Consider the following 12,996-nt stretch of genomic DNA (forward strand, 5'->3'; position numbering starts at 1 on the left):
GATGAAGAGCTTATTAAGTGGGTTAAAACAATCAAATAAACTACAAGGAATTTTCTTAGGAGCTTATATCGTTGTTACATCATTAGGATTATACCTATTGCAAGAATCCGTCACGGCATTTTTATTAATCTTGTTCTCACTTTACTTATTATATAAAACTAATTTTCCAGTCAAATTAAAATGGAGCATTGGAATCCTAGTTCTAACCGTGATTATGCCTTATGTTGCATCACAAGGTACAGCATTTGAATCATATATGGGTGTAGCGACTTTAGTTGGAATCTATGTTGCAATGGCACTTGGATTAAACGTAGTAGTTGGTTTAGCGGGTCTATTAGATTTAGGATTCGTTGCCTTCTTTGCAATTGGTTCATATACTTATGCAATTTTTTCGACTAAACAAGTTACGAATTTCTTACATTTTGATTTCCTTCCGTTTTCAGGAAACTCATTTTGGGTATTTATAATAATCGGTGGAATTATCGCTGCAATTGCAGGTGTATTATTAGGTATTCCGGTACTTCGTGTAAAAGGTGATTATTTAGCAATCGTAACACTAGGATTTGGAGAAATTATTCGAATTGTATTTAATAACTTAGATAAACCAATAAATATTACTGGAGGAGCACAAGGTATTTCTTCTATTCCAGCTCCTACTATTTTTGGATTAGAGATTGATAATTCTGGGCAATTTTATTATGTCGTGTTAGTTGTTTTAGCAATCGTCATTTTAGCTGTTACTAGATTACAAGATTCTAAGCTTGGACGCTCTTGGAAGGCAGTACGTGAGAATGAAATTGCAGCACAAGCATCAGGTATTCACTTAGTACGTACGAAATTAATTGCATTTGCAATCGGTGCATCTTTCTCAGGAATGATGGGAGTAGTGTTCTCTGCAAAGCAAATGTTCATTGACCCAACAAGCTTTACACTACTTGAATCAATTACGATCTTGGTAATGGTTATTTTAGGCGGAATGGGTAGTGTTCCAGGTGTTATTCTTGGAGCAGCACTTGTAACAATCTTAAATCTACAAGTATTAACAGAAGTAACAAACTATTTAAATCAATTAACATTAGATGGAGTTATTAATTTACCACCGGCTCTATCACCTTCTAAAATGCAACGTATGATTTTCGGACTTATTTTAGTACTTGCAGCAATTTTCAGGCCAAAAGGATTATTGCCTGCCAAAAATAAGGTTGTTCCAAAAGAAGACGTCATAGATCAAACTGTCGTCGAAGAAAAAACACGCACAGTTTCATTTTAAGAGAGGAGGTTATCAAATGTTAAAAACAACGAATTTAACGAAAAGCTTTGGCGGTTTAACAGCTGTTAATAATGTAAATATTGAAATTAAAGAAGGCTCAATTACAGCGGTAATTGGACCAAATGGAGCTGGGAAAACAACATTTTTTAATATGATTACAGGTGTGTATACTCCTAGTAGTGGTGAAATTTTGCTAGGGAATGAGAGCTTAGTAGGGTTAAAGCCACATACAGTTAATAAAAAAGGGATCGCGCGTACATTCCAAAATATTCGTTTATTTAATAGTATGACTGCTTTAGAAAATGTTATGGTAGGAATGCATCAGCATTTAAAATATGGTGTTTTCTCAACAATATTCCATTTACCTAAATTTAAAAAAGCAGAAAAATCGGCAATGAAAGAAGCATATAAATGGTTAGAATACGTAGGATTGGCTGATGTTTATAATGAGGAAGCATCGAGTCTATCATACGGTGCACAAAGACGACTTGAAATCGCTCGTGCATTAGCATCTCAACCAAGAATCTTACTTTTAGATGAGCCAGCTGCAGGGATGAATCCGAAAGAAACGAAAGAATTGACTGATTTAATCTATCAAATGAGAGATGACCTTAACTTAACAATCGTCTTAATCGAGCATGATATGAAGCTTGTTATGGAAATTTCTGAGTATCTATTTGTACTCGATCATGGCGAAAAAATTGCAGAAGGAAAACCGCTTGAAATTCGAAATAATCAAAAAGTAATTGAAGCATATTTAGGAAAAAGTGCAGTGACTACTGCATAGTGAAAGGAGTACGAAAAGATGACGCTATTACAATTAAAAGATATTAACTCTTTTTACGGTGGTATTCAAGCACTGAAAAATATTAACATTGAAGTAAATGAAGGTGAAATTGTCACATTAATTGGAAGTAACGGTGCGGGAAAATCTACTACTCTAAAAACGATTTGTGGCCAAGTTAAACCAAAATCTGGAACGCTGATTTATAAAGGTGAAGAAATTATAAAGCTACAATCTCATGAAATTGCCTTAAAAGGAATCGCCCATGTACCAGAAGGAAGAAGAATCTTTTCTAAATTAAGTGTAAAAGAAAATTTAGAGATGGGCGCTTTCTCAGTTAAAGATAAAAAACTAATCGCTGCACGCATGGAAATGGTATTTGATTATTTTCCAAGACTGAAAGAGCGTTTAAGCCAAAAAGGCGGTACGATGAGTGGAGGAGAACAACAAATGCTAGCGATTGGTAGAGGACTGATGATGGGACCATCATTGCTAATGCTAGATGAGCCTTCAATGGGTCTTGCCCCAATTATCGTTGAACAAATATTTGAAATCATTGAGCAACTAAACAAACAAGGAATGACAATCTTACTAGTCGAACAAAACGCATACCAAGCATTACAAATTGCTCACCGTGGCTATGTAATTCAAACTGGAGAAATCCAAATGGTTGGTGAAGGTAAGACATTAATGAATAATGAAGAAGTGAAAAAAGCCTATTTAGCTTAATGATTCTGTAAATCAAAAATAGCTAAAGGAAAAAAGGGGATGTATCATAAGTCAGGTCAACTGACATGTGAACATCCCTTTTTTGATGTAAATGAGTGTGAAAATTATAGAGAGAGGGGATCTAGGAGGCACTGATCATTTTAAGTGTATTTTTCTGCCTTTTTCTTAAAGAAAATTGGCAGATTTGAATTGAAATTTTAATGTTTAAGAAGAAATATGCTAGTTTTACACTCCATCGTACCCATAATGATCTAATAATTCAGTGGAATACCTTTACTGGTATAGGTACTTTTTTACGTTATTTGCAGATATGCTGATTTTTATTGCAGATTCGCTAATTTTAATTGCAGTTCACTATTCATTTGCAAGTTTTCAACGTTTGTTTGCACTGATAGGTCTCTTATTTGCTGCTATCAAAGGCTTATTTGCAGTTTCAGTCGGTCGGTAAATTACTACGATTTTCTCAACACTAATAAAAAGAGGGAACCCCATATGGATTCCCTCATTAATATGAAATTATTATTTATTAGAAATAAATTCCGAAACTTTTAATTGTTCTTCACTTGACGCATTGTTAATTGAAGATTGAAGTGATTCCTCTAGTAAACTACGATTCTTGTAAAAATCTTCATATTTACTATTATAATAGTACTTCACTGCTTCTAAATCTGAGAAAAACTCTTTTCCAAGCTTTAGAAGAAATGTTACTGGAAGTCCTTCGATCACTACTGTATTTACATTTTCAGAAATTTCATTTACCGTACTGTTTGAAGTTGAAATCATTTCCTCGTTTAATTCTTTAACAAGTAATTGTTCGAACCCTTTTATTTTATTGTTTCTTTTGTTCACGATTCGCTTTTTGTTTGTCTTTAATAAACGAATGGAATGATGTTTATCAAGCAATACTGCTGAACGTTTCTTTTTCTTTAAAAAAATGCTGCTACTCAAAACTAGCACTCCCTTCTGATAGTATAGTATATAAATAAAACAACTTTTCTATCATACCAAGTAATGCTCATACTGTAAAGGTTTTATCTTTACATGTTAGCTTTCCAAAAAATATTCAAAAAATTCACGGTATTTTTTTATCAAAATTGTTCATAATAATATTTGACTTAATCATTGTCACTTTGTTAAAATAACAACATATTATTTATTACATATAACGTTGACGGAAAGAAGTACCTAAAGATTATTTTGACTAGCGAATTGAGGATGGTGTGAGCTCAATCAAAACCTTTAGCGAAAGGCATTCCTGAGTTAATTCTTAAAGTGGACAATTTTTTTAATTGTCAACTAGGGTGGAACCGCGGGTGCATATACAGCTCTCGTCCCTAGGCAGAAAATGCCTAAGGATGAGAGCTTTTTTATTTCATTCTTGCATTTTCAAAAAACAATTGAAAATTGGAGGCAGATGAAATGTCAGAAAAATCAATGGATGTCGTAGTAAGTCATGCTAAACACAGAGGATTTGTATTTCCAGGATCTGAAATTTACGGTGGTTTAGCAAATACGTGGGATTATGGTCCACTTGGTGTTGAATTAAAAAATAACGTGAAAAAAGCTTGGTGGAAAAAATTTGTTCAACAAAGTCCATATAATGTTGGATTAGATGCTGCAATCTTAATGAATCCACGTACATGGGAAGCTTCAGGTCATATTGGTAATTTTAATGATCCAATGATCGATTGCAAAAATTGTAAAGCTCGTCATCGTGCAGATAAATTAATCGAAAATGCACTTGAAGAAAAAGGAATGGAAATTATCGTTGATGGTCTTCCATTTTCAGAAATGGCTAAATTAATTGAAGAACATAAAATTGCTTGTCCTGATTGTGGTAGCCATGATTTTACAGATATTCGTCAATTTAACCTAATGTTTAAAACATTCCAAGGTGTTACTGAGTCAAGTACGAATGAAATTTTCTTACGACCAGAAACAGCACAAGGTATTTTCGTAAACTTCAAAAATGTTCAACGTACTATGAGAAAGAAAGTACCATTTGGTATTGCTCAAATTGGTAAAAGCTTCCGTAACGAAATTACACCAGGAAATTTCACGTTCCGTACTCGTGAATTTGAACAAATGGAGCTTGAATTCTTCTGTAAACCAGGTGAAGAGTTAGAATGGTATTCTTATTGGAAAGATACTGCTAATAAATGGCTTTTAGCTTTAGGTATGAATGAAGAAAATCTTCGTTTACGTGAACATAGTGCAGATGAATTATCACACTATAGTAACGCGACAACTGACTTTGAATATAAGTTCCCATTTGGTTGGGGCGAATTATGGGGCATTGCGTCTCGTACAGATTATGATTTAAAACAACATATGGAATATTCAACAGAAGATTACACATACCATGATCCAATTACAAATGAAAAATACGTTCCATATTGTATCGAGCCATCATTAGGTGCAGATCGTGTGACATTAGCATTTTTAATTGATGCTTATGAAGAAGAAGCATTAGAAGATGGTACATCTCGTACAGTAATGCGTCTACATCCTGCATTAGCACCATATAAGGCAGCAATTTTACCATTATCAAAAAAATTATCAGAAAATGCACAAGAAGTATTTGCTTCTTTAGCAGAAGATTTCAATGTTGATTTCGATGAAACTGGTTCAATTGGTAAACGTTATAGACGTCAAGATGAAATCGGTACTCCATTCTGTATTACTTACGACTTCGAATCAATTGAAGATGGAAAAGTAACAGTTCGTGACCGTGACACGATGGAGCAAACTCGTGTTGCAATAAGTGAATTACAATCATTTTTAGCAAATAAAATTAAATTTTAATTTAGTTTTTTGAAATAGGGTGTCCTTTTGGACATCTTTTTTCATATATTTTACTAAAGCTTGTTTAAAGTTTAAGAAATTTACTAAAAATGGTAAAATAAAGGTATAAAATAAAGGAGGAGTTTAAATGAGGAGTTCAAATCCTATCTTAAATTCTGAACGATTAACGAAATCAAGGCATTCTGCTAAGGCTATGACGATCGGTGGGACAATTGGTAAAACAATTATTGCATTAATCTTACTTATCGCAACAGCGGGATACTCATTTTATCTAACGGCTACTGGAACACTTAATTCTAAAGTGTTTATTGGATGTTTAATCGTTGCATTCATTATTGGGTTAGTAACATCTTTTTCTCCTAGAATTGCGCCGATTACTACACCTATTTATGCAGCAGTTGAAGGGATTCTAATTGGTAATATTTCAGCTGTTTACGAAGCAACATATGGAATGATTGTCCTACAAGCGGTTCTATTAACAATTGCAATTATAGCAGGAACATTAATTTGTTATGCTACTGGACTGGTTAAAGTAACTCACCGTTTTAGATCAATTGTTTTCGGTTTAACAATCGGAGTGTTAATATTTTATTTACTAACGATGGTTCTTCAACTTTTCCATGTTCCAATTCCATTTATCCATCAATCTGGTCCAATAGGAATATTTGTTAGTTTAGCGATACTTGTTATTGCTTCATTAAATTTATTCTTGGATTTTGATCTAATTACGACAAGTGTTAGACAAGGTGCTCCAAAAGAGTTCGAGTGGTATTGTGCTTTTGGTTTATTAGTAACAGTCATTTGGGTTTATATTGAAGCACTTCGATTCCTATCGAGGCTTCGCGATTAAATATTTTTAGTCAGGCAGACCTTACTCTCAAATGAAAGTAAGGTTTTTTACTATATTTTGATTAGAATTCGATCATGAGTAGATCGAATTACAATAGTAGAAAGTAGGGAAATAGATGAGTAAGAAAAAATTTGAAGTATTTGAAAATGAAACAATAAATGATTGCTTAGAGAGAATGGAAAAAGAAGGTTATACACCAGTTAAAAGAATGGAAGTACCAATATTTTCAGAGCAAATGGTTAATGGAAAGGTAGAAATTGAACCAACTGGAAGAAAGATTGTATTTGAAGGAAGATTAAATACGAATTAATATGAATAAAGATAATAATTTAATGGAATAGTAACCTTATATGAATAAAATGAGGTGAAAATATGCATAAATTAGCATGTCCACGCTGTAAAACAAACAAAAGTAGATTTTATTTAATCGAACAAAACCCAAAAGCAGTTAAATTAAATGCTCAAAGCGGTGATGTTGAAATAGAAGAATATGTTTCAAGTGGGCTAGATCCATTTTTTGTTCCATATAAAGGTCCAGAATATTTAGTTCAATGTGGAACTTGTGGTTTAATTGATCAAAGTGTAATGTTTGAAAAAACAGCGGATTCATTGAAATTTTAAAATAAAAAAACTAAGTATGAAGGTATATATAGTATTAAAATAAGATGCCCCCTAACAGAGGTCATCTTATTTTTGTTGGATAGCTTTTTTTAGGTTTACATGCAAAAAGAACAATTTTGAAGTAGATAGTTTTTCTTTTTAAAACCAATCTTTTTTCTTGAACCACATCACTAATCCGAACACGATGAGTAGCATGATCACCCAACAGTAATAATAACCATATTTTAATTGAAGCTCAGGGATGTGAACAAAATTCATTCCATATACACCGACGATGAATGTCAATGGCATGAACACAATCGAGACCGATGTTAACATTTTCATCGTTTTATTCATTTTGTGTGAGTTTGTTGAAATATAACTTTCTCTGATGACATTTGCCATTTCCCTGTTATCTGCAATGTCATCTAATAATTTTACTAGGTGTTCGTAGACGTTTCGTAATTTCTTTGTCGTTTCTTTGTCAATTTCAACGTGGGTTGAATTTAATATACGATAAATTAAATCTTTTGTTGGTTTAACTGTTTTTCTTACTTTTGATAACTTGCTTAATTGTGTTTTAATTCCATCGATCATGCTTAGATCGGAATTTGATCCTAATTCATCAATCTCTTCGATGTCATCTTCAATTTTTTGGACGATTGGAAAGAATTTATCAACAATTTCATCACAAATGTGATATAGGATTCGTTCTGGTTTTATTCCTTTTGTACTTTTTAATCCTTTTAGTTTGTTCCATACAATTTGTATCGCATTTGACTCCTTAAAGCAAAATGAAACGATGTACTTGTGGGACAAAAAGAGATCGATTTCAGCTTGTTCCATGTTCTCCTGCAATGATTGTAGAATGATAAAACGATAGCCATCGTAATAATCCATTTTCGGTCTTTCTTTATAACTTACACAATGTTTAATTGCTATTTCATCGAAGTGGAATTGAGTTCGCAATAAGTCAATTTCTTCTTTTTCAGGTTTTTCAAAATCGACCCAAACCCAATCAATTTGTTCGGAATTTAATTCTTCAATTGATACATCAAACGCATGGGTTCCGTCTTTGTAAACAGCCAACGTTTTGATCATTTTGGCACACCCTTTTTTTCGTTAATTTTCTCCAAAATCAGTTTAACACAATATTCTCCATTAGTTTTGAAAAAATTATGAGAAAGTATTAACGATTAACAAAAGTAGTATAGTTTAAAATTGTAAAATTAGAAAAGAACTAGAACAATTAGAATTGAATAAGGAAGAGAAATAATATCCGCACTTTTCCTTATTGGCGGATACTTGTTGATATTTTACTATCAAAATAATCACTAACTGTGTCATTTAGAAGTTTCTGTTACCATTAGAGTAAGGAATTTAAATTAAGTAAAAAAATTAATTTAAGAAAACTTTGACTTTTTAGTAGTCGATGGATATAATAAATAACAATTAAAGCACACAAATGAATTCAATGACGAGAAAAGTAATTTTCGTTACTGTTCTACAGAGAGCCGGGGAAGCTGAAATCCGGTGAATAGTACTTAAATGAAGATCCTCTCCGAGAAGTCAAACTGAAAACATAAGTAGGTTTGAACGGGTGTCTACCGTTAAAAGGAACGCGTATGATTGTACGTGACTGAGTGCTATTGAAGAGCGGAATGTTTTCAATAGAATTAGGGTGGTATCGCGGTTAAACCCGTCCCTTATTATAGGGGCGGGTTTTTGTGTGCTTTAAAAAAATAAGAGAGGCGATATCATATGAAAAAAGAAAACATGAAAGAATCTGTTCAAATTCGTGAAAAAAGGATTAGTGAACTTTGGTCCAAAGAAAATACTTTTATTAAATCAGTTGAACAAAGAGAACATAATCAATCTTTTGTTTTTTATGAAGGTCCCCCAACTGCAAATGGACTACCACACGTTGGTCACGCATTAGGTCGTACGATAAAAGATGTGGTAGCTAGATATAAAACAATGGCTGGTTTCCAAGTTGTTCGGAAAGCTGGATGGGATACGCATGGTTTACCAGTTGAACTCGGTGTTGAAAAGATGTTAGGCATTTCAGGTAAGGCAGAAATTGAACGTTATGGTGTAAAAGCTTTTCTAGATAAATGTAAAGAAAGTGTTTTTACTTACGAGAAACAATGGCGAGACTTTACTGAGCAGTTAGGTTATTGGGTGGATATGGATGATCCATATGTAACACTGGACAATTCTTATATCGAAAGTGTATGGAATATCCTCGGGACAATTCATGAAAAAGGTTTACTAATAAAAGGTCATCGTGTTTCACCTTATTGCCCTAGTTGTCAAACATCACTAAGCTCACATGAGGTAGCGCAAGGATATAAAGACGTGAAGGATTTATCTGCAACCGTTAAGTTTAAATTGCAAGATGAAGAAAATGTCTATTTCCTTGGATGGACGACAACTCCGTGGACACTTCCAGCTAATGTAGCCTTAGCTGTAAATCCAACAATGGAATATGTTCGTGCTAAAAAAGGTGAGGAAGTATATATTCTTGCTAAGGCATTAGTAGAAAAAGTGCTAAAAGCTGATTACGTCATTTTATCTGAATTTCTTGGGGCAGATCTAATCGGTATTAGTTATTTACCACCATTTAATTTCGTAAAGGTTGAAGTTGGTCATAAAGTTGTGAAAGCAGATTTTGTAACTGAAAGTAGTGGTACTGGAATTGTTCATATCGCACCTGCATACGGTGAAGATGACTACAAGGTTGTACAAGAAAATGGGTTATCTTTTGTAAATGTAGTGAATGAAAAGGGCCAATATACTGATGAAGTACCTAATTTTCAAGGTCGTTTTGTTAAAGAGTGTGATGTAGATATAGTGAGGTATTTAGCCGAAAACGATTTATTATTTAGTAAAGAAAAATATGAGCACAGCTATCCGCATTGTTGGCGTTGTGATTCACCTTTACTCTATTATGCGAATGAAAGTTGGTTTATTAAAACGACCGCATTAAAGGATGAGTTTATTAAAAATAATGAAGAAGTAACTTGGCATCCAGATCATATAAAATACGGTCGATTCGGTAATTTTTTAGAACAAATGGTAGATTGGAATATTAGCCGAAAAAGATATTGGGGCACCCCATTAAATGTTTGGGAATGTGTTTCATGTAATCATCAATTAGCACCAAAAAGTATAAATGAATTATGTAACCATTCGGTTGAAGAAATTGATAGCTCAATTGAACTGCATAAACCTTTTGTTGATGAAGTTACTCTTAATTGTCCAAATTGTAAAGGTAATATGAAAAGAACACCTGAAGTAATTGATGTCTGGTTTGATAGCGGTTCGATGCCATTTGCCCAGTATCATTATCCTTTTGAAAATAAAGAGAAATTTACAAAACAATTCCCAGCTGATGTTGTCATTGAAGGGATCGATCAAACAAGAGGCTGGTTCTATAGTTTACTTGCAGTATCTACTTTATTTACCGGGAAAGTACCGTATAAACGAGTATTATCTCTAGGCCATGTTTTAGATGAAAATGGACAAAAAATGTCTAAAAGTAAAGGGAATGCACTAGATCCAGTAGAATTAATTCAAAAATATGGTGCTGATTCATTAAGATGGGCTTTATTGGTAGACAGTGCGCCTTGGAATCCGAAGCGTTTTTCTGAAAGAGTCGTTCAAGAGGCGAAATCGAAACTCATCGATACAATCGACAATGTTCATAGTTTTTACAGTCTATATGCAAATTTAGATGGATTTAATACAACAGAACAATATGAGTATCAATCAAGTACGTTGGATAAATGGATCATTTCACGTTTGCATAGTACAGTCAAAAATGTAACCAAAAATTTAGAGGATTATCAATTTACAAATGCTGCAAGAGACATCGCTAAATTAGTAGATGAAGTTAGCAATTGGTATGTAAGAAGATCAAGAGAACGATTCTGGTCAAATGGAATGAATAAAGAGAAGGCAGCGGCTTACTATACATTGTTTGAAGTATTAACAAAAGTAAGTCAATTAATAGCACCGTTTACGCCATTCTTAGCGGAAGATGTTTATGTTAATTTAACAAAACAAAGCGTCCATTTATCTGATTTTCCAGTTTGCGATGAAACATTAATCGACGCTCAGCTTGAAAAGGAAATGGATGCAGTTCTAAAAGTTGTTGAACTTGGAAGAAGTATTCGAAATGCAAATTCATTAAAGATTAAACAGCCACTAGCTAGTTTAACTTTAGTTAGTAACAATGAGGAGATCAATTGGGATTTATATAAAGAAATTGTTTTAGATGAGTTAAACGTAAAAAAATTCCAACAAGTATACAACGAAAATGATTTTTCGATCTTAAAAATGAAATTGGATTTTAAAAAATCAGGAGCAAAATTTGGAAAGCTTTCAAATTTAGTCAATCAATCACTTCAAACATTAACAAATGAAGAAGCAAAAAGAGTGATTGAGAGCGGGTATGTTAATGTTTTACTTGAAACAGGAGAAACTGTTAAAGTCGACACACAAGATATTTTAGTTGAAAAAAGCGCAAGAGAAGGTTTTGCATCAGCCACGAATGGCGAATATACAGTGACACTCGACACATTACTAACAGAAGATCTTATCCAAGAAGGTACTGTAAGAGAATTAATCAGGTCTATTCAAGAATACCGAAAAGAATTAGATCTACCAATTAATATGCGTGTAGACATTGGAATAACAGCTAATCCAGAGTTTATTGAAATCATAGAAAAGTTTAAAGCAATGCTTGAGGAAAACTTATTAATGAGAAAACTAGTAGTGAAGAATCAAGTGAATGGAAAAGAAATTAAAGTTGGTGATTACCAGTCCGAAATTGAATTAGTTGCTTCTAATTAATTGAATAGTTAAAGTGCAATGACAGACTAATAACAAAATTTTAGTCTGTCATTTTTCTAACGTAAGCATGGGCTCCTATTTTGTAAATTCAATAGTTTTAGAGGTTTATTAGAATAGCTGTTGAATTAATTAATTAGTGTTGAATGATTTAAGGAGGATTAGATGATTTCTAAAAAGAGCATTTATATATATTTGATATACGCATTTTCTTTTGCAACATCGTATTTTTTAGTTAGAGTATTCTTATTTAATGGGGAAATTAACTCAGCATTTGCCGGTTCTATTGGCGGTGGATTTACTGGATTTTTAATTTCAATTATTTTTGCTAAACCTATTGAAAAAAGATAATTTTGAAAACGGCTATTCAATTACTCTATGCTTTAGTTGAACTATTAATAAAGGATGATCATTATTCAATCGATCATCCTCTACTCTACATTAAGTTAATCCAATTAAAAGATAAATGCTAGTTCCCCAAATAAACAAGGCGGAGAATTTGTTGAATATATTCAATAAACCTCCTGTACTGTCTACCTTCTTCATAACTGAGCCTGCGATCGTTAATCCAAAAAACCAAATCCAAGATACTGTAATACATGCGATCGTAAAGAAAACTTGTTCCTTTCCGACATATTTTAATGCACTTGTTCCAATTACACCGACTGTATCTAAGATTGCATGAGGGTTTAATAAGGAAACTGATAAAGCAAAAATGATTTGCTGTCGGCTAGGTAATGCACTGTTTGATTCATTTGCTGCAGGTTTAGATCTCCAAATAACATACCCCATGTATATTAAAAACAAAATACCAGCAATCATCAGGCTAATTCTTAGCCATTCAAATTGTAGAACGATAGTGGAAAGTCCGAAAACAGCTAATAGAATTAAAAAAGTATCGCACACAGCAGCAGTAAAAGTCGCAGGAAGCGCTCGAATTAGTTTTGGTTGTGTGGCACCTTGTGAAAATACAAATACATTCTGTACCCCTAAAGGTAAAATAAGTCCGAATGCTAAGACTAGACCATGAATAATAGCTTCCATCAAATCAACTCCCTTTCAATTACTATCGTACTATGATAAAACTAAAAGAAAACAACCAAT

Annotated in this window: 12 protein-coding genes and 2 other annotated features; of the genes, 9 read left to right on the plus strand and 3 right to left on the minus strand. The window is 33.1% G+C overall.

Annotated features, from left to right (window positions below; genetic code table 11):
- The first annotated feature begins 1 nt into the window (after position 1).
- From COI44_RS07910 to COI44_RS07920, 3 genes are read left to right on the plus strand one after another with little or no spacing between them, the layout of a single operon-like run.
- Positions 2 to 1,270 (plus strand): ABC transporter permease subunit, encoded by a 1,269-nt coding sequence (locus COI44_RS07910; protein ID WP_098427438.1) that lies wholly within the window; start codon positions 2 to 4, stop codon positions 1,268 to 1,270.
- 16 nt (positions 1,271 to 1,286) lie between these two features.
- Positions 1,287 to 2,057, plus strand: coding sequence for an ABC transporter ATP-binding protein (locus tag COI44_RS07915; protein ID WP_098427439.1), 771 nt, complete (start codon positions 1,287 to 1,289; stop codon positions 2,055 to 2,057).
- An 18-nt stretch (positions 2,058 to 2,075) separates the two neighbouring features.
- Positions 2,076 to 2,783, plus strand: coding sequence for an ABC transporter ATP-binding protein (locus tag COI44_RS07920; RefSeq protein ID WP_069032386.1), 708 nt, complete (start codon positions 2,076 to 2,078; stop codon positions 2,781 to 2,783).
- A 519-nt stretch (positions 2,784 to 3,302) separates the two neighbouring features.
- Here the strand turns inward: COI44_RS07920 and COI44_RS07925 are convergent.
- Positions 3,303 to 3,731: a hypothetical protein gene (locus tag COI44_RS07925; protein ID WP_098427440.1), complete on the minus strand. Its 429-nt coding sequence runs from the start codon at positions 3,729 to 3,731 to the stop codon at positions 3,303 to 3,305.
- 211 nt (positions 3,732 to 3,942) lie between these two features.
- Positions 3,943 to 4,122, plus strand: a binding site (T-box leader).
- Positions 4,123 to 4,202: 80 nt separating this feature from the next.
- Here COI44_RS07925 and COI44_RS07930 point away from each other — a divergent pair.
- From COI44_RS07930 to COI44_RS07945, 4 genes are all read left to right on the plus strand, one after another.
- Entirely contained in the window at positions 4,203 to 5,588 is a 1,386-nt protein-coding gene (locus COI44_RS07930; protein ID WP_098427441.1) for a glycine--tRNA ligase, read from the plus strand.
- 127 nt (positions 5,589 to 5,715) lie between these two features.
- Positions 5,716 to 6,438 carry a Bax inhibitor-1/YccA family protein gene (locus COI44_RS07935; RefSeq protein ID WP_098427442.1) on the plus strand — a complete coding sequence of 241 codons (723 nt, stop codon included), beginning with the start codon at positions 5,716 to 5,718 and terminating at the stop codon, positions 6,436 to 6,438.
- Positions 6,439 to 6,553: 115 nt separating this feature from the next.
- Entirely contained in the window at positions 6,554 to 6,748 is a 195-nt protein-coding gene (locus tag COI44_RS07940; RefSeq protein ID WP_098427443.1) for an NETI motif-containing protein, read from the plus strand.
- 62 nt (positions 6,749 to 6,810) lie between these two features.
- Complete coding sequence (locus tag COI44_RS07945) at positions 6,811 to 7,059, plus strand: DNA alkylation repair protein (RefSeq protein ID WP_069032392.1); 249 nt, start codon at positions 6,811 to 6,813, stop codon at positions 7,057 to 7,059.
- A 138-nt stretch (positions 7,060 to 7,197) separates the two neighbouring features.
- Here COI44_RS07945 and corA read toward each other — a convergent pair whose 3' ends face one another.
- Entirely contained in the window at positions 7,198 to 8,139 is a 942-nt protein-coding gene (gene corA, locus COI44_RS07950; RefSeq protein WP_098427444.1) for a magnesium/cobalt transporter CorA, read from the minus strand.
- A 364-nt stretch (positions 8,140 to 8,503) separates the two neighbouring features.
- Positions 8,504 to 8,748, plus strand: a binding site (T-box leader).
- A 66-nt stretch (positions 8,749 to 8,814) separates the two neighbouring features.
- On the opposite strand from corA, the gene ileS reads away from it, so the two are divergent.
- Both ileS and COI44_RS07960 read left to right on the plus strand, forming a co-directional pair.
- Positions 8,815 to 11,895 carry an isoleucine--tRNA ligase gene (ileS, locus tag COI44_RS07955; protein ID WP_483295475.1) on the plus strand — a complete coding sequence of 1,027 codons (3,081 nt, stop codon included), beginning with the start codon at positions 8,815 to 8,817 and terminating at the stop codon, positions 11,893 to 11,895.
- Between the two features lie 162 nt (positions 11,896 to 12,057).
- Entirely contained in the window at positions 12,058 to 12,243 is a 186-nt protein-coding gene (locus COI44_RS07960; protein WP_098427446.1) for a hypothetical protein, read from the plus strand.
- Between the two features lie 90 nt (positions 12,244 to 12,333).
- On the opposite strand, the gene COI44_RS07965 is transcribed toward COI44_RS07960, so the two are convergent.
- On the minus strand, positions 12,334 to 12,936 hold the full coding sequence (locus COI44_RS07965) for a LysE/ArgO family amino acid transporter (protein WP_098427447.1): 603 nt from the start codon (positions 12,934 to 12,936) through the stop codon (positions 12,334 to 12,336).
- Between the last annotated feature and the right edge of the window lie 60 nt (positions 12,937 to 12,996).

Origin of the sequence: Bacillus sp. AFS088145, from assembly GCF_002564465.1 — a bacterium.
In the GTDB taxonomy this organism is placed as follows: Bacteria; Bacillota; Bacilli; order Bacillales; family Bacillaceae_G; genus Gottfriedia.